This is a genomic window from Roseburia sp. TF10-5 (assembly GCF_003462365.1).
Classification (GTDB): Bacteria; Bacillota; Clostridia; order Lachnospirales; family Lachnospiraceae; genus Roseburia; species Roseburia faecis.
This window is the reverse complement of sequence record NZ_QTYW01000002.1, coordinates 88,727-110,331: the sequence shown is the minus strand read 5'-3', so window position 1 is coordinate 110,331 and position 21,605 is coordinate 88,727. Positions and strand designations below refer to the sequence as shown.

The window sequence follows — 21,605 nt, the reverse complement described above, 5'->3', positions numbered from 1 at the left end:
AAACCTGGCAAAAAAGAAAAGGATGAAAATGGAAACAGTTAAATTTGAAGAATTAGGGTTATATCCGCAGCTTCTGCGGGCAATCAAAGAGATGGGATTTGAAGAGGCAACACCCATCCAGTCACAGGCGATTCCGGTTGTGATGAGTGGGGTAGATGTGATTGGTCAGGCACAGACCGGAACCGGAAAGACAGCTTCTTTTGGAATCCCTCTTTTGATGAAAGTGGACCCAAATAATAAAAAAACGCAGGCAATCGTACTTTCTCCGACAAGAGAACTGGCCATCCAGAGCGCGGAAGAAATCCGGAAACTTGCAAAATATATGCATGGGATCAAAGTGCTTCCCATTTATGGAGGGCAGGATATTTCCCGTCAGATCAAGGCATTAAAAGGTGGGGCAACCATCATCATCGGAACACCTGGGCGTGTGATGGATCATCTGCGCCGCAAAACCATTCGCTGTGATTATATTAACACGATTGTGCTGGATGAAGCGGATGAGATGCTTAATATGGGATTCCGCGAGGATATAGAAACAATTTTATCCTATATCCCGGATGAAGACCGGCAGACCGTACTTTTTTCGGCAACTATGCCAAAGCCGATTCTGGAAATCACAAGAAAATTCCAGCATGATGCGACTACAATCAAGGTGACGAAGAAAGAACTGACGGTTCCGAATATTGACCAGTATTATTATGATGTGCGCAGAAATGATAAGATGGAAGTGCTGACACGCCTGCTGGATTATTATAATCCAAAGCTTTCGCTGGTATTTTGTAATACCAAGCGCATGGTGGATGAACTGGCATCGGAATTACAGGGGCGCGGCTATGCAGCAGAGGGAATTCATGGCGATATGAAACAGGTGCAGCGTGACCGAGTGATGAAAAAATTCCGAAATGGGAAAACAGATATCCTGATTGCAACCGATGTCGCAGCGCGTGGAATTGATGTGGATGATGTTGAAGCGGTATTCAACTATGACCTGCCACAGGACAATGAATATTATGTGCACCGGATCGGAAGAACCGGACGCGCCGGCCGTACCGGAAAAGCGTTTAATTTCGTTAAGGGCAAGGAAGTATACAAACTCAAAGAGATCCAGCGCTATTGCAAGACAAAGATCAAGGCGCAGCCAATCCCATCTTCGGATGATGTGGCAGCGATCAAGGCGGATAAGATTCTTGACGGCATCGGACAGATTATCGAGGACGGAGATCTGCGCGATATGATCGAGCTGATAGAGCAGCAGGTGAACAACTCTGATTATACCGCGATGGATATTGCAGCTGCGTTTTTAAAACAGGCAATCGGAGGAGTGGAATTATCAAAGGAGGATCACGAATTTGATGATGCATTAGCAGGAGATACCGGAGCCGAGGAAGGGATGGTACGTCTGTTCATTAACATCGGAAAGAGCCAGCGGATCCGCCCGGGAGATATTCTCGGGGCTGTAGCCGGAGAGGCAAAGATTCCGGGCAAACTTGTGGGGGCAATTGACATGTATGATAATTACACATTTGTCGAGGTGCCGCAGGAGTATGGAAAAGATGTATTAAAAGCCATGAAAAATGTAAAGATCAAAGGAAAGTCGGTCAACGTGGAGCCGGCAAATGCACGATAGAGGATAAGACGACATGCCAGATACCGTGGGTTTTCAGGATTTCAGTGAAATCGGAAACCCACGGTTTTTGCATTTAGAAGAAATATCAGATATGAAAGTAGTAAATAAAACTACGTATAAAAGAAATGAAAACAAATACATGTTGACAAAGAAACCACATTGCCATATACTGAAAATTGTTTGATAGTCAAACAATTTTCGGTATATGGAGGAAACGTGCATGATAAGCACATATACATCAAAGTTGAAACAACTGCAGATCGGGGATCTGATTGCAAAAATTCCGATCATCCAGGGTGGCATGGGGGTAGGAATCAGCAGAAGCCATCTGGCGGGAGCTGTGGCAAAGGAGGGCGGTGTAGGTATCATTTCTACTGCGCAGATCGGCTACGATGAAGAAGGCTTCGAGAATGATCAGGCAGGCTGTAACTTAAAAGCCATCAAAAAACATATTCGGAAAGCAAAGGAGCTTGCCTGTGGAAACGGACTTGTGGGTGTCAATATTATGGTTGCATTAAAGCATTACAAAGAGCATGTCCGGGCAGCAGTTGCGGCAGGGGCAGATGTGATTATCAGTGGAGCCGGGCTTCCCATGAATCTGCCGGAGCTTGTCAGCAAAACCTGCCGGACAAAGATAGCTCCGATTGTATCCTCGAAGCGTGCAACCCAGCTGATATTGAAGATGTGGGCGCACCGCTATGACCGCACGGCGGACTTTATTGTAGTGGAGGGACCGAAAGCCGGCGGGCATCTGGGGTTTTCCAATGAACAGCTGGCACATATGGATGCCATTAATTTTGACGGAGAGATCCGGCAGATTATCGACTGCAAAAAGGAATACGAACAGCGGTATCAGAAAAATATTCCGGTCATTGTGGCCGGCGGGATATTTGATCAGAAAGATATTTCGCATGCGCTGGATCTCGGCGCGGATGGTGTACAGATTGCCAGCCGCTTTGTCGCAACCGAAGAATGTGATGCATCGGAGGCATACAAGGAGGCGTATATTCACGCCAGTGAGGAAAATATCGAGATTATCCAAAGTCCGGTCGGTATGCCGGGACGTGCACTGCGCAATAAGTTTATCGATCGTGTAAAGCGCGCAAAGCTGCCAATCAGTAAGTGTTACAACTGTCTGGAAAAATGCAGTCCGCAGAAAGTTCCTTACTGTATTACGAAAGCGTTGATCGATGCCGTGCGTGGGGATGTGGAAAACGGTCTGGTATTCTGTGGGGCGAATACGGGACGGATTCACGAGATTACTACGGTACATCATCTGATGCAGGAGCTGATGGGAAATATACAGTAAAAAGGGTTTGTGTGATTTTTCCTTGGAATCAAGGAATTCCTGTAGTAAAATATGAAGTAAAGCAGTAATGCAGATACGGGAAAACAGGAAAGAAGGAGAACACACAGCATGACGGTGGCCGCACATGGGGGAGATATTTATCAAAATCAGATCACATATGATTTTTCTGTAAATACCAATCCGCTGCCGCTGCCAGAGATATTGCAGAAACGGATGGCGGAAGCGGCGGTTCACAGCAACCGTTATCCACAGTATGACAATGTGCTGTTGCGGGAACGGCTTGCAGCACTTTATGGTTTTTCAACAGAAGAAGTAGTGTGTGGCAACGGAGCATCCGAATTATTTGTTGCGATTGTGCATGCACTGCGCCCGAAGCGGGTGGGCATTTTGGCTCCTTCTTTTTCGGGATATGCCTGGGCGGCTCAGACAGTGGGCGCCGAGGTATGCAGTATCCCGTTGCGGGAAGAAAATAATTTTGCCATAGATATGGCACAGATGGAGTCATTGTGCAGGCATCTGGATGGAATCAGCTTATTATTTTTGGCGAATCCAGCGAATCCGGCGGGAAACAAAATGGAAGCGTCTCTTTTGGAGACGCTTCTTGACGTGTGTGAAAAGAAACAGATTACTGTGGTGCTGGACGAATGTTTCATTGCATTCACGGGGACGGAAGGATATGTTTCCTGGATCTGGAAATATCCGCATCTGATTGTCGTGCGGGCATATACAAAGATCTATGCGATTCCGGGAATCCGGCTGGGGTATCTGCTGGCGCAGAAAGATATCTGTGAAAAAATTGCGCATCAGCTGCCGGAGTGGAATGTATCTGTGGTTGCGCAGCGGATCGGCATGGATATTCTGAATGATTCGCTTCCTGGTTGGAGTCGTAGAAAGTATCTGAAGGATACGATTGAGCTGATTCAGGAAGAAAAGCACTTTTTAAAACACGAGTTAACAAAAATGTTTGGAGATCAAATGAAAATTTTTCCTTCTGAAGCTAATTTTTTGTTGCTGAAAACACAACTTCCACTGTACAGATTATTGCTGGAAAGAGGAATTCTGATCCGAAACTGCGCAAACTATACAGGACTGGGACAGGACTTTTACAGAATTGCCGTAAAAGGTCATCCGGAAAATGTACAACTGATTGAGGCATTGCTGGATATAAAGAAGAAAGGGGAAGAAAAACGTTATGGAAAACATTGAATATGTTCTTCCGGGAGAGATTGAAAAACGAAGTTTTGCCATCATAGGGGAAGAACTAAAGGAGCGTGGTATCGTGCTTCCGCCGGAACAGGAGCCGGTGACAAAGCGCGTGATCCATACAAGTGCGGATTTTGATTATGCAAAGACGATGACGTATTCTCCCCATGCCGTGCAGATTGCCAAAGAACTGATTGCAGGTGGCGCTGACATTGTCACGGATACCAATATGGCGCTTGCAGGCATCAACAAAAAACGGTTAGGGGAATTTGGAGGAACGGTGCATTGTTTTATGGCAGATGAGGATGTGGCGCGGGAGGCAAAGACGCGGCAGGTGACACGTGCGACGGTCAGCATGGAACATGCAGCACATATTGACAAACCTGTAATTTTTGCCGTGGGAAATGCGCCGACGGCATTGATTTCGCTCTATGAACTGATGCAGAAAAGTGATTGGCGTCCTGCATTTATTATTGGAGTTCCGGTGGGATTTGTAAATGTAGAGGCGGCAAAAGAACTGATTTTAAAAACCGATGTGCCGCATATTGTCAACCGCGGTAGAAAAGGCGGCAGCAATGTAGCGGCAGCAATCGTAAACGCACTGTTATATCAGATCCGGCCGGTATAAAGGAAAGAAGGAGGCGTATCTGGTGTGAGGTACGGATTTACAACCGGCAGCTGTGCTGCCGCAGCTGCAAAGGCTGCGGCATATATGCTTCTGACGGGAAAAATAAAAAACTGTATAACGATTGAGACCCCAAAAGGAATTCCATACACCGCGGAAGTGACGGATATCGTGCGCGGGGAATCTCAGGTTTCCTGCGCTGTGGTCAAGGATGGCGGCGATGATCCGGATGTGACCAGCGGAAGTAAAATCTGTGCCACGGTCACCGCGGACAACCGTGGGGATGGAGAAAAAGAACTTCTGCAGATTGACGGAGGAAAGGGTGTGGGCCGTGTGACGAGACCCGGACTTGATCAGCCCGTAGGCAATGCCGCAATCAATCATGTGCCGCGGGAAATGATCACCCGGGAAGTGCAGGAAGTGTGCCGGATTTGTGATTTTCACGGAACACTGCATATTCTGATTTCTGTGCCGGATGGGGAAGCACTTGCAGAGCGTACGTTTAATCCAAGACTGGGGATTGTCGGGGGAATCTCAATACTGGGGACGACAGGAATTGTGGAACCGATGAGCAGTCAGGCACTTAAGGAGACCATCCGTGTGGAACTCCGCCAGCAGCGTGCAGAAGGGCAGACCATTGCGGCAGTTTCACCGGGAAATTATGGATTGGATTTCATGCAGCAGACCTATGGATATGATCTTGACCGCAGTGTGAAATGCAGTAATTTTATCGGTGAGACGATCGATATGGCGGCGGAACTGGGATTTTGTGCAATGCTTCTGACCGGACATATTGGAAAACTGATTAAGGTGGCGGGAGGCATTATGAACACCCATTCCCATGAGGGAGATTGTCGGATGGAACTTTTAGCGGCAGCAGGCATCCGTGAAAATGTATCTTTAGAATGTTTAAAGAAGATTTTAGATTGCGTCACAACCGAGGAAGCACTTGCGTTTATTGATGCCGAAGGTAAAAAAGAAGATGTTATGGAAGATACCATGGAAAAAATTGATTTCTATCTGAAAAAACGTGCGGCCGGTCGGTTACAGATCGAGTGTATTGTCTATTCCAATACCTACGGGCTGCTTGGGATGACTGCAAAAGCAGAAGAATTACTCAGGAGGTTGCTATGATTTATTTTGTCGGAGCAGGAAGCGGAGCACCGGATCTGATTACTGTGCGGGGAATGCGTCTGCTGCAGAAAGCAGATGTCATCATCTATGCCGGTTCGCTGGTCAATCCACAGCTTCTCGATTATGCAAAAGAGGGCTGTGAGATTCATAACAGCGCCAAAATGACACTTGAAGAGGTTATTTCGGTGATGGAACAGGCAGAAAAAAATAATTTAATCACGATTCGACTTCATACGGGAGAACCCAGTATATACGGAGCGGTGCGGGAACAGATGGATATTCTCGATCAGAAGGGGATTGCGTATGAGAGTTGTCCGGGTGTGAGTGCCTGTTTTGGAGCAGCGGCATCGCTGAATCTGGAATATACCCTTCCGGATGTGTCACAGTCACTGATCATCACCCGGATGGCCGGAAGGACGGCGGTACCGGAAAAGGAGAGTATTGAGAGTTTTGCCGCACACCATGCTTCCATGGCAATTTATCTGAGTACCGGAATGCTGGAGGAATTATCACGGCGCCTTGTAAATGGCGGATATGAGCCGGATACACCTGCGGCACTGGTGTACAAGGCAACCTGGTCGGACGAGGAAGCATATATCTGTACTGTGCAGGAGCTGCCGGAGGTGGCAAAGAAATATAATATTACAAAAACCGCTCTGGTGCTGGTCGGAGATGTAATATCAAATCAGCATTATACGCGCTCCAGACTCTACGCACCGGATTTTACAACTGAATTCCGCAAGGCAAAAACACCAAAAAACGCAGAAGACGATAGATTAATGCGTGACACGGATGCGGGAAAGGAGTTACCGGAATGATCCTGTATATGACCTGGTTTTCGGAACGTGGAAGAGAGCTTGCGGCACGAATCACAGAACTTTCACTTTCTGTTTCGTATGGATTTTGGCAGAGCCGTTACGGTGGTCACCCTGCGGTTTCAAAGATACAGATAAGAGAAAGAGGAAACCGGTCACTTCCGGATTTTCTGGAGGAGGCTTTTGCACAACAGTTTCCCGTGATTTTCATTGGAGCTCTCGGGATTGCCGTACGGGCCATCGCACCTTTGATCCGCCACAAAACCGTGGACAGTCCGGTACTGGTGCTGGATGAGGCCGGACAGTTTGTGATTCCGGTGCTGTCCGGACATCTGGGTGGTGCCAATGAACTGGCGCAGCAGATCGCAGAATCATTGCATTCCGCTGCGGTTGTGACGACGGCAACAGACGTGAATGGGCTTTTTGCCGTTGATGTGTTTGCAAGAAAAAATGGCCTGCGGGTGTGTAACCCCGAAGCGATCCGGCATGTGTCCGGAAAACTGTTACAGGGCGAAATCATTGTGATGGCGGTAGATCCGGCATGTATGTCCCCGGAGGAGGTGGCAGAATTACAGTCGCCAAAGGAAGTAAAGCTGATTTCGTGGAACGAAGCACAGGCGGAACATGCTGTGGATGTGTGGATTACAAAAAAAGAGCCACAGGAAGACCGTAAAACGCTTGTTTTAGCTCCGAAAACAGCCGTACTTGGCATGGGATGCAGAAAAAATAAAAGTTATAACGAGATAAAACAAATGATAAAAACATTGGTGGATAGCAGAAAAATAGACCTGGATGATATCTATGCCCTGGCATCGGTTGATGTGAAGGAAAAAGAACCCGGTCTGCAGGAACTGGCACAGCATTTGCGGGTACCGTTTGTCGTTTTTTCTGCCGGAGAACTGAAAAAAGTGCCGGGTGATTTCACCGTATCCGCGTTTGTGGCTCAGACAGTGGGAGTGGATAATGTGTGTGAGCGTGCTGCGGTCGCTGCAGCAGACGGAGGTAGTTTGCTGATACATAAGCAGGCTATGGATGGCGTGACCATTGCCGTGGCAAAACGGGAGAAAATCGTATTGCAGTTTGTGTGAGACGAAAGGAAGGAGAAAGAAATGAAACACCGGATTTATGTGGTCGGTATGGGACCGGGACAGGAAAATATGATGACGCAGGAAGCCATGCAGGTGTTAGAAGCCAGTGATGTGATCATCGGTTATACCGTATATCTGAAATTGCTTGGGGAACGGTTCGGGGGCAAAGAATTATTGTCTACACCGATGCGGCAGGAGCGGGAACGCTGCCAGATGTGTTTCGAGAAGGCAAGAGAAGGCAAAAAAGTGGCATTGATCTGCAGCGGAGATGCCGGAATTTACGGGATGGCATCCCTGATGCTGGAAATCGGAAAATTATATGATGATTGTATCATTGAAGTAATTCCCGGAATAACAGCAGCAAGTAGCGGTGCGGCAGTGCTTGGGGCTCCTCTCAACCATGATTTTTGCGTGATCAGCCTGAGTGATCTTCTCACCCCGTGGGAGAGGATTAAAAAGCGGCTGATTGCAGCCGCGGAGGGAGATTTTGCAATGGCAATTTATAATCCGTCGAGCCATAAACGGGCAGACTATCTGGAGCGTGCCTGCAGAATTCTGATGGAACACGGGGTGGAACCGGAGCGTGCCTGTGGGTATGTGGAAAATATCGGACGCGATGATACGAAAGCCGTAACACTTCCCATGGCGGAACTGGTGCATACACAGGTAAACATGTTTACCACGGTATTTATCGGGAATTCCCAGACGGAAATTATCGACGGAAAGCTTGTGACACCGAGAGGATACCATATATAGCAGCAGAAAACGGGGAAGAGGAATAAGATGGCAGAGAAAGTGTTAATTTATGCGGGAACAACGGAAGGTCGTCTTCTCGCACAGGAACTTTCACGGGCACATATTGCCTGTGATGTGCATGTAGCAACCGAATACGGTCAGATGGTCATGCCGGAACTTGCCGGGGTGAAGGTCTGTGTAGGAAGACTGGACGTAGAGGAAATGCGCGCCCTGCTGAAAAAAAACGGACAGAACAACTATGCGGCAGTCGTGGATGCTACGCATCCGTTTGCCACAGAAGTGTCTGCCAACATCCGGGAGAGTACAAAAGGAAGTGGAATTCCATATCTGCGTCTCCAGCGGCGAATGGACGATGGAATCTGTAGCATACCGGAAAACGAAAGCATGAAAGAGCGCGCTGGAACCGTGCATGTGTTTGCCGATTATGAAAGCTGTGTCCAGGCACTTACGGACACATCTGGAAACATTCTTCTGACAACCGGAAGCAAAGAGCTGGCGGTATTTGCACCCCTGAAGGAGCGTTTGTTTGTGCGTGTGCTTCCCGGATTGGAGAGTATCGGTCTCTGTGAAAAGGCGGGTATCCGCGGAAAGCAGATTCTTGCGATGCAGGGCCCGTTTTCGGAGGAAATGAATCTGGCAATGATCCATCAGTTTTCGATCCGCTATCTGGTTACAAAAGCCAGTGGTGCGCACAGCGGATTTCAGGAAAAACTTGCGGCAGCACAGAAGGCAGGTATTACGGCATGCGTGATCGGGAAACAGGAACAGGAGCAGGGAATGTCTTATGCACAGGTAACCGAAACACTTTCCCGTCTGCTTGGACATACGATTTCCGGTCGTCCGGAGGTGGAAATTTCCCTGATTGGCATCGGTATGAGTGCAGCGACACTGACACAGGAAGCAAAAAGAGCGCTGGAAGAGTCTGATGTGGTTTTTGGGGCAGAACGGATGCTCGAAGTGGTGGAAAACAGTAAGGAAACCTATCCTTTTTATCTCGCAAAAGATATTTTACCGGTTTTAAGACAAAAGGAATCCCAAATGGATGGCCAGAAGCTGAAAGTTTCCATATTATTTTCCGGAGATACTGGATTTTACAGTGGAACAGAAAAAATAAAAACAGGATTAAATAAAAATAATTACAAAAAAATTCGTATTTTTCCAGGAATTTCATCCGTTTCCTACCTCTCTGCGGCAACGGGAATTGCCTGGCAGGATGCAAAAATTATAAGTATCCACGGGAAAAAAGATACCGCAGAGACCAGAGCACTCGTTCTCGATGCAATCCGGCATTTTCCCAAGACATTTCTGCTGGTTTCCGGGGTGGAGGATGTCCGACGGATCGGATGCTGGATAGAAGAAGAAAAATTGACGCAAACCCGCATTATTGCTGGATTTCAGCTCTCTTATGACAGAGAAAAAATCCGCGAGCTATCGTATGAAGAGGCAAAAAATGCAAAAGAAGAAGGTCTGTATACCCTGTTATTATGCAATGAAAATGTGCAAAAAAGACGTCTTGTTCCAGGGATGTCCGATGAATCATTTTTGCGTGTCGTGGAAGGGGAAAAAACGGTTCCAATGACCAAGGAAGAAGTGCGTGCACTTTCATTATGCAAACTTGGCCTGACAGAAGATGCTGTGGTATACGATGTGGGGAGTGGTACCGGATCGATTGCAGTGGAATGTGCAACGTGCAGTCCGGGGATTCGTGTGTACGCCATTGAGCAAAAAGCCACAGCACAGCAGCTTCTGCGCCGGAATCTGGAAAAATTTCATCTGGCAAATGTGATTCCGGTGGATGGGAAAGCACCGGAAATATTGGAACCACTGGAACCTCCGACACATGTATTTATTGGGGGAAGCAGTGGACGCCTTGCGGATATTCTGCATGTCATCTGGGAGAAGAATCCACGGACACGTGTGGTTGTCAATGCCATAAGTCTTGAAACCGTGGCTCAGATTACAGAACTTGCTGCAGGGAAAATGCAGACAGAAATCATACAGGTGCAGGTCAGCAGGGCAAAAACCGTGGGAACCTATCATCTGATGCAGGCTGAGAACCCCGTATATATCTGTGTGCTGACGATGGCATAATGAGGAGAGAACTATGTTACACAGTGGAATGGTACTGGCAGCGCCGCAAAGTGGCAGTGGAAAAACGACAATCACCTGTGCGTTGCTGGCAGCAATGAAAAACAGAAAACTTGCAGTTCGTGCGTTCAAAAGCGGACCAGACTATATTGATCCCATGTTTCACCGTCAGGTGATTGGTGTACCGTCGCGCAATCTGGATACGTTTTTTTCAGGGGCAGATCAGATCCGGGAACTGTATGGATATGACCGAGAGAGCTTCTCTTATTCGGTGATCGAGGGAGCCATGGGATTATACGATGGCCTAGGAGGCACACAAAAAGAGGGCTCCGCCTATCATCTGGCACAGACCCTGGATCTGCCGGTTGTGCTTGTGCTGGATGCCCGTGGGATGGGGCGCACGATGGTGGCACTTCTGGCAGGGATATTACAGTATGACAGGGATCACCGGATCATTGGTGTGATATTAAACCGCACATCGGAAGGGTTCTGCCGGACAATGACGCCGGTGATTGAGAAAGAACTGGGCCTTTCGGTGCTGGGATGTTTTCCGGTACAGAAAAATCTGCATCTGGAGAGCCGGCATCTGGGTTTGAAAATGCCACAGGAAATGGAAGGTCTGCGCAAGCAGGTCAATCAGGCTGCGGAAAAACTTGAAGAGACCGCAGATCTGGATCGGATGCTGCAGCTGTTGCAAAGCTGGGCACTTTTACATGCGTTTCGGGACGGAAAAACGAAACTGCCTAAATTACAGGAACCGGGAAAAGACAAAGGGGTTTTACAGAAAAAGGAAAAACAGCAGGAGGAATGTCCGGTTATTGCAGTTGCAAAAGATGAGGCATTTTGTTTTTATTATGAGGATAACCTGCGGCTTCTGGAAGCGTATGGTGGAAAACTCGTCTGGTTTTCGCCGCTTGGACAGGAAAAAATTCCAGAGGAAGCGGATGCGCTTCTTCTGGGAGGAGGCTATCCGGAGCTGTGTGCCCGGCAGCTTTCAGAAAATGTCTCCATGCGCAATTCCATCCGGGAGGCAATTGAAAATGGTATGCCGTCCGTGGCAGAGTGCGGCGGGTTTATGTATTTGCATGAATCCATGACAGATGAAGAAGGAGAAAACTGGCCGATGGCAGGGGTCATAACGGGCAGCTGTCATAACAGGGGAAAACTTGTACGTTTTGGCTATGTAAATGTGATGGAACAGACGTCCCATTTCCTGGCGGGAAAACCTGTCCGTGCACATGAATTTCATTACTATGACAGTGATAACAATGGAGAAAGCTGCGTGGCGGTCAAACCGGTAAGCGGAACATCCTGGACATGTATCCACGAGGACGACAGAAACTGGTGGGGTTATCCACATTTGTATTATCCGTCCAATCCGGCATTTGTGGAACACTTTGTACAGGCAGCACGCTTATATCACAGAGAGAGGAATGCAAAATAACATGAAAAAAGCAATTTTAATTGTGAGTTTTGGAACAACCTATCCGGATACCCGGCAGAAAAATATTGCAGCCATCACGCGGCAGGTCCGGGCATTGTATCCGGATGCCGTGGTAGAGGAAGCTGTCTCGAGTACGATTGTGCGTAACGCAATGAAAAAGCGCGAGCATATAGAAGCAAAGAGTCCGACGGAAGCTCTCGAAAGCATGAAAAAACAGGGAGTGACGCATGTAGCTGTATTTCCTACCCATGTGATTGACGGAATTGAAAATCACAGACTCAAGGAAGCGGCGAAAAAATATGCCGGTGCTTTCGAACAGATTGCAGTTGCCGATGCGCTTTTGGCAAAACCGCAGGATTATGAGGATGTGGCAAAAGCACTGTGGGAGTCGCTGAAGGAAGAGGTGGGAGATTTCCCATTGATTTTGATGGGGCATGGAACCGAACATGCGGCAGATGCCAGTTATGCGATGATGGAACAGTCGCTGCGTGCTTATGCAAAGCATGAAATCTATATCGCAACAGTGGAGGGAAGTATTACCATTAAAGATGTGATTGCACGGATGAAGTCCGGGCCGCAGAGCAGACAGAACGGGAAAGTGCTTCTTACACCGTTTATGCTGGTGGCGGGAGAACATGCAAATAATGATATGGCAGGCGGCATGCAGGACGGGGAGCAGCCGGATGCGGATTCCTTTGCCGGAAAATTGCAGGCGGCCGGATACCAGCCGGAATGTGTGATTCGGGGAATTGGGGAGTATCCGGCTGTCCGGGAGGTGTATCTGACTCATTTGCGACAGGTAACAAAAAAATTATTTTGTGATTTAACAACAGAAAATCGTCCGGGTATCCTTTATGGAATCGGTGTGGGACCGGGAAATCCGAAACTTATGACCTTACAGGCACTGGAAACGATTCGCAGCTGTGATCTTATTGTGCTTCCGGCGGTGTCAAAAGAGGAATGTTATGCGTATCGGATCGTGGAGCAGGTTTGTCCGGAAATTGCAGATATGCCGCTTCTTTGTATGCCATTTCCGATGATCAAAGATGCGCAGAAACTGGAACTGGCACACAAACGGATTTATGATGCCATGGAAGATTATCTCCGACAGGGATTGCGGGTAGGAATGCTCACAATTGGAGATCCGGGGATATATTCTACCTATATGTATATGCACAGATGTGCAGCAGATGCCGGCTGGGAGGCGCGGATCGTAAGTGGTGTGCCGTCGTTTTGTGCAGTAGCGGCAAGACTGGGGATTTCTCTGGGAGAAAAAGATGAGGAAATCCATATTATTCCGGCGGCGTATGACGTGCGTGAGTCACTCGGTTTTCATGGTACACGCATTTATATGAAATCCGGGAAAAAACTCGAAGAGTTATTACGGGTGCTCCGGGAATCGATGCAGGATAAAGAGAGCAGAGCGCACCAGGACATTTATGGAATATCCAATTGCGGCATGGAGAATGAACAGGTGTATTGTGGCCTGGATGAACTGGAACAGGCAAAAGGATATCTGACAACTGTGATTGTGAAGGAACATGTGGTACAATAGAAAACGTTTGATTTTAGAAAAATCTTTTAATGTCTGGAAAAAAGGAGTGTCATATGTGGAAGATCAAGCACATTTTTGACGGAGAGTATGGGTGTGAGGAACTGGCAGAAGGGCAGCGGCCGAAGGTGTCAGTGACTCTGATTAATGAAAAAGAAGAAGAAACCTGTTTTTCTGTGGAGGACGGCTGGCTGATCGAACATGGATTAAATGAGGGAGATCTCTGGCCAAAAGAGGATGAGTTCCTATAAGAACAGTGAAATAACAAAAGCAGGTGATACGAACCGTATCACCTGCTTTTGTTTTGCGTTTTATAAGGAGATGTCAATATGCATATTCTGCGTGCTAATCAAGGACATAATGTTCTCCTGTACAGCGGAATTCATCTTACGGGAAAGCTTGACGAGCTTCTGCGGATATTCCTGATCCGGAGAGAGCAGCTTTCGTGCCTTGGAATTATTGGCGGTTTTCAGAAGGTCTTTGTTGAGATCCAAAGTGCCATCACTGTTTATCGTGATACCTAAATCTTCCAGTTCGTCTGCGTGTTTTTTACTCAGCGTGTTAAGCTGCTTGACATAACGTTTGGTTTCGTAGTCGGAACTGGATTTCCCGGAAGTGACCGTATAGTTGTAAGTATCCACAAAGGCTTCAATGGCAGCCTTCGATGTATCATTGAGATCATCGTCTTTCTCATCCGTGTCGGAACCAAAATCACTTTTGGAAAGCCGCTTGGCAGCCCTGTTTAAAGCACGGCTGTCTTCGTAGGAAAGCTCCACATTACTGTAACCGGACCGACCGGAGGTTTTGGCTGCTTTCTGATTATTTGTATAGAAGTTTCTTAAAAAATAATTCGTGGATAATGATACCCCAGAGGAAACTTTTGTGGACATAATAAACATCCTTTCTTAAAAAGGTTATAATTTCTATATTTTTACTATTTACATCGGCACTTGTTCTTTACTTCTTAACCCAAACAAGGTAAAATATTTTATATAGACAGGAACAGAGTAGATGAATTCAGGAGGCAATTACAGTTATGGAACGAAAAGCATTTGGAAAGCTTGCAGATGGAGAAGAGGCAACACTTTATACTATTTCCAATACGAAGGGGATGTATGCACAGATTACAGATTTTGGAGCATCCATTGTATCACTTGTGGTAAAAGATAAGGACGGAAAAAATACAGATGTGGTCCTTGGTTATGAAAATGCAGAGACTTATCAGCAGCAGATGGCCAGTTTTGGAGCAGTTGTTGGAAGAAACTGCAATCGTATTGCAAATGCGGAAATTGTGATCGATGGAGTTACCTATCAGCTTGAGAAAAACGATAATGAAAATAATCTGCACAGTGGTTCACAGGCGACTTCAAGACGTCTGTGGGATGCTGAGGAACAGACGGCAGACAAAATTACATTTGTAATTAAGGATGCAGAAGGTCAGCAGGGATATCCGGGAAATGCAGTTATGAAAGTAACGTATGAAGTAACTGAAGCGAACGAACTTTCCATTACATATCATGCAACAGCGGATAAGACAACGATTTTTAACATGACAAATCATGCATATTTCAATCTGAATGGTGCCGGAAGCGGCAGTGCCATGGAACAGATTCTGCAGATCCGCGCGTCTCATTACACACCGGTAATTGATGCAAAATCCATTCCGACCGGTGAGATTGCTTCAGTGGATGGAACACCGTTTGATTTCCGGGAAGCAAAGCCGATGGGCAGAGATATTGAGCAGGCAAATGATCAGCTTTCTTACGGCCATGGATACGATCATAATTTTGTTCTGGATAAGGAGCGGGCAGGGCTTGAAAAGATTGCCACCGCATACAGTACAAAGAGTGGCATAAAGATGGACGTGATTACGGATTGTATCGGTATGCAGCTTTACACTGCGAATTTCATTCAGGGACAGAAAGTGCAGGGCGGAGCAGTATGCAAAGAGCGGGATGCTTTTTGTCTGGAAACACAGTATTTTCCAAATTCCATCAATGAGCCAAATTTTACAACACCATTGACAGAAGCCGGAAAATCATATGATACAAAAACGGTCTATGCATTTTCGATTGCATAGATATAAATACAGGATGTAAAGGGGAAGAGGATGTTAGAAAAGGCAGCCTCTTTTTCTTTTGGAATCAGAATAGGGTAGGAGGATAAAATGAAAATCGTATTTTTGGATGCAAAAACAATTGGAGATGATATTGATCTGTCTGCATTTGAAAAACTGGGAGAGGTGGTAACATATAATTTTTCCACTACAGAAGAAGCTTTGGAACGGACCGTGGATGCAGACGTGATCGTGTTAAACAAAGTGGAGATTAATGAGCATTCGATTGGAAAAGCAAAAAAACTGAAACTTGTCTGTGTGACGGCAACGGGAACAAACAATCTGGATAAGGAATATTTAAAAAGCCGTGGCATAGAATGGCGTAATGTCGCAGGATACTCCACGGAAAGCGTAGCCCAGCATACGTTTGCCATGCTGTTTTATCTTTGGGAAAAGCTTGCGTATTATGATCAGTATGTCAAATCGGAGAAATATGTGGGAGATGTTATGTTTACCCATTTTGAGAAAAGGTTTCATGAGCTGAGCGGAAAAACCTGGGGAATCATTGGTCTGGGAAATATCGGGAGACGTGTGGCGGATATTGCAAAGGCATTCGGATGCCGGGTGATCTATTATTCCACTTCCGGTAAGAATTCTCAGCAGGGATATGAACGTGTGGAATTTGATGCGTTGTTGGAACAATCAGATATTGTTTCTGTTCATGCACCTCTTGATAAAAATACGCGGGGACTCATGAACCGGGAAGCATTTCGGGAAATGAAATCGTCTGCAGTTTTTTTGAATCTTGGACGAGGACCGATTGTTGTGGAACAGGATCTGGCGGATGCGCTTGAGACCGGAGAAATCGCGGGTGCGGGGCTGGATGTCCTTTCCGCAGAACCAATGCGGAAGGATAATCCGCTTCGCAAAATCAAAGACAGCGAAAAGCTGATTATCACTCCTCATATTGGCTGGGCAAGCGTGGAAGCACGCATGCGTTTGATGGAAATTATCTGTCAGCAGATTGCGGATTTCCAAAATCAGATTATATTATAATCATATGTCTCTTATATAATAGGAAGAAACTCTTTTATTCATCACAAGGCAGACCACTCAGAAACGAAAGATTACCGTACGCGGATAGAAAGCGTGCGGTTTCTTTTTGCGGGAAACCAGAGTGCTGCAAATGTGCGTAATCAACCAGACGTTTATGATAAATTTTCTCAGCCTGTTCATAGAGCTCCGGAAAAGAGGCATTGGAAGATTCCTTTGTCCATGGATGAATCCAGGTGTGATGTTTGAGGTTCATCGGGTCCTGTATAAAACGATAATAATCGCTGGCAACCATCGGAGATAAAAAAGCACGTCCAAGGAAAATCTTTTCGATCAGACGGGATAAGACTTTCTTTTGTCCGCTTGGATCATTCAGTAAATGGGTTCCAAGTTTTATCCAGAATGGTGCACCGCTCAGGAAAAGTTCACTCACGGAAATATCCGGATAGGTGTTCCGGTATGCGTAACACAGCATTCGCACAATGACTTTCCGCTGGAGCGTCGTCAGACGAATCGTTGCGTTCTGATGAAACTGGGAAGGATACAGATGCTTTTTCTCATATAAAAGTTCGGAATCGAGTTCCGTTTCGAAATAAGCATGCTGACCAAAATATTCCGTATTGGAAGGTGGGGTCTGGGCATTATAGCCTGTAAATGCATATACATAGGGATGAATCGTACAATCCAGTGTGTAATGGCCCATAAATCCACAGATGTAAGCGTCTGCAATAGAGAGGGAATGTTTTTTCCCTGCAAAAAGTTTGCGGCTTTGCAGCAGATTGGCAAAGAACTGGCCAGTATCCTTGCGATGTGCCAGATCTCCAATATTTTTTCGATGCATCAGGTAAGAGGGAAGATAGTAAAAAAACAGATCAGGTCCCTGCAGACCAAGTGCATATGCGCTGTGATCGCGTCGGATCATATTGTGCATGGATGTGGAGGTCAGACGTCTGCATGCGTCTACGCCAAACAGATAGTGGGTGGTAAAACCCGGCATACAATCACTCCAATCTTCAGTAAATAATCAATTTTTTAAAGAAACAACAGCATTATAGTATATTTTATTGCTTCGGTCAATTTGCGGCAGAAGTAAATATTTTAGGTTGACTTTACATAAGATAGTGGTATAATGTCACATAGTATTCAAAACTACGTTTTGAGTCTGCAACAAAAATTATATCCAAAAATCGTTGGAAAAATGCACAAATCATGTTTTTTTAGACATTTTCAGAAGATTGTATATTGCAAACATACATGGTTTTGTGATTGAATATGTTCATTCGGTGGAAAAACAACTATACTTCCAATGGATGAAATATCTTATGATTTATTTACACAAGAAAGAAAACGGAGGAGTAAGAAAATGGCAAGTTTAAAAGATGCGGCAGAAAGACAGGCGTTTTCGCTCGCTATCGATGCTACGTTAAAGAGTCTGAATAAGGACAGAGAGAAAGGTTTGCTCAATATTGTAAACCTCGCACAGAAGTTTATGGGAAGCAATTTCCGTTCTGAGGCATACGAAGGCGCAAAGAAAATGATTCAGAATCCGGACAGCAAGTGGATGCGTTATGTGAATCGTCTTCTGGATGAGACAGATCCGCATGTTGCCAAGATGACAGCACTGAATCTTGGATATCAGGCAGCGTTTGCAGGAACCAAGAAGATTCGTAAAATGAGAGAAATTGAGAACTGCAATATTCCGTGGCTCATTCTTATGGACCCGACCAGTGCATGCAACCTCCATTGTACAGGATGCTGGGCAGCAGAGTATGGTCATAAATTAAATCTGACATTTGATGAGTTAGACAACATTGTTACACAGGGTAAGGAACTGGGCGTATATTTTTATATGATGACCGGTGGAGAACCACTGGTGCGCAAGGCTGATATCATCCGTCTGTGTGAGAAACACAATGACTGCGCATTCCATTGCTACACAAACGGAACACTTGTAGATGAGAAGCTTTGCGAGGATATGAAGCGTGTAGGAAATCTTTCCCTTTCCATTTCCCTTGAGGGATTTGAAGATGCCAACGATTTCCGACGTGGAGAAGGTGTATACAATAAAGTCCTTCACGCAATGGATCTGTTACATGAGAACGGACTGATCTTTGGAAACAGTGTATGTTATACAAGCAAGAATATGGATGCGGTTACCAGTGATGAGTTCTTTGATCTTCTGATCGAGCATGGAAGCCGTTTCGCATGGTATTTTCATCTGATGCCGGTAGGAATGAAGGCTTCACCGGAACTGATGCCGACCAAGGAGCAGAGAGAATATATTTACCACAGACTGCGTGAAGTTCGTGGATTTGAAGGTGGAAAAGAAATCTTCGTTATGGATTTCCAGAACGACGGTGAATACGTTGGAGGATGTATCGCCGGAGGACGTAACTACTGTCATATTAACCCGAAGGGTGATGTAGAGCCATGTGTATTTATTCACTACTCTGGAGCAAACATCCGCGAGAAATCCCTGCTTGAGTGTCTGAAGCAGCCGTTGTTTATGGCTTACCGTGATAACCAGCCATTCAACGAAAACATGCTTCGTCCATGTCCGATGCTTGAGAATCCGGAGATTTTACAGAAGATGGTTCATGAGACCGGAGCTCATTCTACAGATGTAGAACAGGAGGAGCCGGTTGAGCATCTGTGTGGAAAGTGCGTAGATTACGCAAAGGATTGGCAAGAAACAGCAGATAAACTCTGGGCTGCACATCCATATAAGCAGAAGGGATACACAAACTTCAAAAAGAAATAATTCGGTTACTGTTCGCAGGGTAACCTGTGAACAGTAACATAATTCACACAAAATTAAGATTTCAGACAGGATTCCCGGTTTACATGCCGGGAATTTTGTTGTATTGTAATGGCATGAAACCAAAATTTAAAATCAAACTTCAATACGATAAAAAAAATAACATCTGGGCAGCGATTGCAATTATATTGGCAGTCGTAATGTATGTGACCATTGATTTTTCCATCGTTGCATTGATCGCATATGGATTTCTGTACTATCTGGTAAAAAGTCTGCATCTGGAACTGGATGACCGGTGTCCGTGGCTCTGGACACTGATTCTGTTTATCGGAGGTTCCTGTCTCACCACTTTTTCGATACAGTATATGCTGCTTGATCCTGAAAACTTTACGAGGACAACGTACGAGAAGCTCTTTTTAAATGTGCTTTGCTGTCTGATTGTCTATTTTGTTGTGCAGATTTTTACGAACAACAGTGGGCTAACCTGCATCATTGCCCATGTGTCGCTGCTTTCGTTTGGATTTGTAGACTATTTTGTATATCTGTTCCGCGGAAATGAATTTACGTTTTCCGATATCAGATCCATTGGAACCGGTCTGAGTGTGGCGGGAAATTATAAATTGCAATTGAACGATCGTGGAGTATATGTGATCTTTCTGGCAGCATTGTTTATTGCTTTTGTCCGCAAATGGCATGTCCGGTTTACCGGAAAAATTCAGATGCGGGTAATTTCTGTGATGGCGATTGCCTTAAGTTGTGTGATCATTGCAGCAAATGCTTATGATGTAAACACAGAGACGTGGGAACAGAAGGGAACTTATCGCAATGGATATCTGTTGAATTACGTACTGGGGGTTCGTGACAGTTTTATTTCTGCTCCGGAAGGATATTCCAAAGATAAGATCAAAGAACTGGAGAAAACCTATCAATCCGATAAAAAGGATTACAGCACAACAAATGAAAAAGCAAAAAATCCGACGATCATTGCCATTATGAATGAATCGTTTTCCGATCTGAGTGTGTTGGGGGATCTGCAGACCAACATGCCGCTCACACCGTTTATCGATTCTTTGAAAGAGAATACAACGAAGGGATATGCACTTTCGTCGGTATTTGGCGCGAAGACTCCTAATTCGGAGTGGGAATTTATGTCCGGAAATTCCATGGCATTTCTTCCGATGGGATCCGTTGTTTATCAGCAGTATATCAGTGATACTCCGACAACGATTGTGTCAAATCTGAAAGATGACGGGTATACGTGCATTGCCATGCATCCATATTATGAAACCGGATGGAGCCGGAATCTGGTGTATCCGCATATCGGGTTTGACGAAATGCACTTTATTGATTATTTTGACCAGACAAAGATCCTGCGGGAATATATTACCGACCAGGAACTGTATGATAAGATTATCAAGCGTTATGAAAACCGTAAAAATAATGAAAAACTGTTCTTTATGGGAATTACCATGCAGAACCACGGTGGTTATACGGAAACCTATGACAATTTTCCGGAGAATTATTATAAAGTTGGACGTTCTTATACGGATGCCAACCAGTATCTGTCCCTGGTACACGAGAGTGATGAGGCAGTAAAAAACCTGATCAGTTATTTTTCAAAGGTAGATGATCCGGTAGAAATCATTTTCTTTGGAGATCATCAGCCAAGCTTAAACAGTAATTTTTATCCGATTCTGAATGGAAAAGGACTCACAGGGCTGACGGAAGATGAGCTGGAAAAACTGTACACAGTTCCGTTTTTTATCTGGACCAATTATGATACACCGGAAGAAACGGTAGACATTACCAGTCTTGATTATCTGTCTACCATGGCACTGGAACGGGCTGGAATTGAGCTTCCGGCATACAATAAGTTTCTGGCAGATATGCAGGAGGTTGTTCCAGCCATCAATTCCAGAGGTTATTATTCCAAAAGTAAAGGTTGCTATCTGCATATCGATGAGGCCGAGGGAGAAGAAAAAGAATGGATTGAAAAGTATCATATGCTGCAATATAATTCGATGTTTGACAAAAAGAACCGCAGCAGCTTTTTCTTCCCATATAATCTAAAAAGCAAGTAGAACAATCAGGCAAGGG

At 45.6% G+C, this 21,605-nt stretch carries 18 protein-coding genes; 16 read left to right on the top strand and 2 right to left on the bottom strand.

The annotated features are described in order from the left end of the window. Nucleotides 1–28 precede the first annotated feature (28 nt). The 12 genes from DXD06_RS02595 (at nucleotide 29) to DXD06_RS02540 (ending at nucleotide 13,892) form a co-directional block, all read left to right on the top strand. Nucleotides 29–1,627: a DEAD/DEAH box helicase gene (locus tag DXD06_RS02595; protein WP_022046851.1), complete on the top strand. Its 1,599-nt coding sequence runs from the start codon at nucleotides 29–31 to the stop codon at nucleotides 1,625–1,627. A gap of 220 nt (nucleotides 1,628–1,847) precedes the next feature. Continuing rightward, nucleotides 1,848–2,936, top strand: coding sequence for an NAD(P)H-dependent flavin oxidoreductase (locus DXD06_RS02590; protein ID WP_117830545.1), 1,089 nt, complete (start codon nucleotides 1,848–1,850; stop codon nucleotides 2,934–2,936). Nucleotides 2,937–3,044: 108 nt separating this feature from the next. Beyond that, nucleotides 3,045–4,142, top strand: a complete 1,098-nt coding sequence (locus DXD06_RS02585) for a pyridoxal phosphate-dependent aminotransferase (RefSeq protein ID WP_117830544.1) — start codon at nucleotides 3,045–3,047, stop codon at nucleotides 4,140–4,142. Then, complete coding sequence (locus DXD06_RS02580) at nucleotides 4,129–4,767, top strand: precorrin-8X methylmutase (protein WP_117830543.1); 639 nt, start codon at nucleotides 4,129–4,131, stop codon at nucleotides 4,765–4,767. The genes DXD06_RS02585 and DXD06_RS02580 overlap by 14 nt, the downstream gene beginning before the upstream one ends. Nucleotides 4,768–4,791: 24 nt before the next feature. Next, entirely contained in the window at nucleotides 4,792–5,898 is a 1,107-nt protein-coding gene (gene cbiD, locus DXD06_RS02575) for a cobalt-precorrin-5B (C(1))-methyltransferase CbiD (protein ID WP_117830542.1), read from the top strand. After that, entirely contained in the window at nucleotides 5,895–6,716 is an 822-nt protein-coding gene (gene cobM / locus DXD06_RS02570) for a precorrin-4 C(11)-methyltransferase (RefSeq protein WP_117830541.1), read from the top strand. Before cbiD ends, cobM begins: the two co-directional genes overlap by 4 nt. Then, nucleotides 6,713–7,801 carry a cobalt-precorrin 5A hydrolase gene (locus tag DXD06_RS02565; protein WP_117830540.1) on the top strand — a complete coding sequence of 363 codons (1,089 nt, stop codon included), beginning with the start codon at nucleotides 6,713–6,715 and terminating at the stop codon, nucleotides 7,799–7,801. Before cobM ends, DXD06_RS02565 begins: the two co-directional genes overlap by 4 nt. Nucleotides 7,802–7,822: 21 nt before the next feature. Continuing rightward, nucleotides 7,823–8,557 carry a precorrin-3B C(17)-methyltransferase gene (gene cobJ, locus DXD06_RS02560; RefSeq protein ID WP_117830539.1) on the top strand — a complete coding sequence of 245 codons (735 nt, stop codon included), beginning with the start codon at nucleotides 7,823–7,825 and terminating at the stop codon, nucleotides 8,555–8,557. A 27-nt stretch (nucleotides 8,558–8,584) separates the two neighbouring features. After that, the gene (gene cobK, locus DXD06_RS02555) at nucleotides 8,585–10,648 is read left to right on the top strand and encodes a precorrin-6A reductase (protein WP_117830538.1); all 2,064 of its coding nucleotides are present in this window, start codon (nucleotides 8,585–8,587) and stop codon (nucleotides 10,646–10,648) included. 13 nt (nucleotides 10,649–10,661) lie between these two features. Further along, nucleotides 10,662–12,089: a cobyrinate a,c-diamide synthase gene (locus tag DXD06_RS02550; protein ID WP_117830537.1), complete on the top strand. Its 1,428-nt coding sequence runs from the start codon at nucleotides 10,662–10,664 to the stop codon at nucleotides 12,087–12,089. Nucleotide 12,090: 1 nt separating this feature from the next. Continuing rightward, nucleotides 12,091–13,644: a precorrin-2 C(20)-methyltransferase gene (cobI, locus tag DXD06_RS02545; RefSeq protein WP_117830536.1), complete on the top strand. Its 1,554-nt coding sequence runs from the start codon at nucleotides 12,091–12,093 to the stop codon at nucleotides 13,642–13,644. Nucleotides 13,645–13,697: 53 nt separating this feature from the next. After that, on the top strand, nucleotides 13,698–13,892 hold the full coding sequence (locus DXD06_RS02540) for a hypothetical protein (RefSeq protein WP_117830535.1): 195 nt from the start codon (nucleotides 13,698–13,700) through the stop codon (nucleotides 13,890–13,892). 60 nt (nucleotides 13,893–13,952) lie between these two features. On the opposite strand, the gene DXD06_RS02535 is transcribed toward DXD06_RS02540, so the two are convergent. Beyond that, the gene (locus DXD06_RS02535; RefSeq protein ID WP_022046865.1) at nucleotides 13,953–14,531 is read right to left on the bottom strand and encodes a hypothetical protein; all 579 of its coding nucleotides are present in this window, start codon (nucleotides 14,529–14,531) and stop codon (nucleotides 13,953–13,955) included. A 146-nt stretch (nucleotides 14,532–14,677) separates the two neighbouring features. Between DXD06_RS02535 and DXD06_RS02530 the strand changes: the two genes are divergently transcribed. Both DXD06_RS02530 and DXD06_RS02525 read left to right on the top strand, forming a co-directional pair. After that, a complete protein-coding gene (locus DXD06_RS02530; RefSeq protein WP_022046866.1) occupies nucleotides 14,678–15,721 on the top strand; it encodes an aldose epimerase family protein in 1,044 nt (347 codons plus the stop codon). 87 nt (nucleotides 15,722–15,808) lie between these two features. Continuing rightward, a complete protein-coding gene (locus DXD06_RS02525) occupies nucleotides 15,809–16,753 on the top strand; it encodes a D-2-hydroxyacid dehydrogenase (RefSeq protein WP_022046867.1) in 945 nt (314 codons plus the stop codon). 34 nt (nucleotides 16,754–16,787) lie between these two features. Here DXD06_RS02525 and DXD06_RS02520 read toward each other — a convergent pair whose 3' ends face one another. After that, entirely contained in the window at nucleotides 16,788–17,747 is a 960-nt protein-coding gene (locus tag DXD06_RS02520; RefSeq protein ID WP_117830534.1) for a zinc dependent phospholipase C family protein, read from the bottom strand. Between the two features lie 366 nt (nucleotides 17,748–18,113). On the opposite strand from DXD06_RS02520, the gene DXD06_RS02515 reads away from it, so the two are divergent. Beyond that, nucleotides 18,114–19,511: a radical SAM protein gene (locus DXD06_RS02515; RefSeq protein ID WP_117830533.1), complete on the top strand. Its 1,398-nt coding sequence runs from the start codon at nucleotides 18,114–18,116 to the stop codon at nucleotides 19,509–19,511. Nucleotides 19,512–19,537: 26 nt separating this feature from the next. Continuing rightward, on the top strand, nucleotides 19,538–21,589 hold the full coding sequence (locus tag DXD06_RS02510; protein WP_243000833.1) for an LTA synthase family protein: 2,052 nt from the start codon (nucleotides 19,538–19,540) through the stop codon (nucleotides 21,587–21,589). Nucleotides 21,590–21,605: the final 16 nt, after the last annotated feature.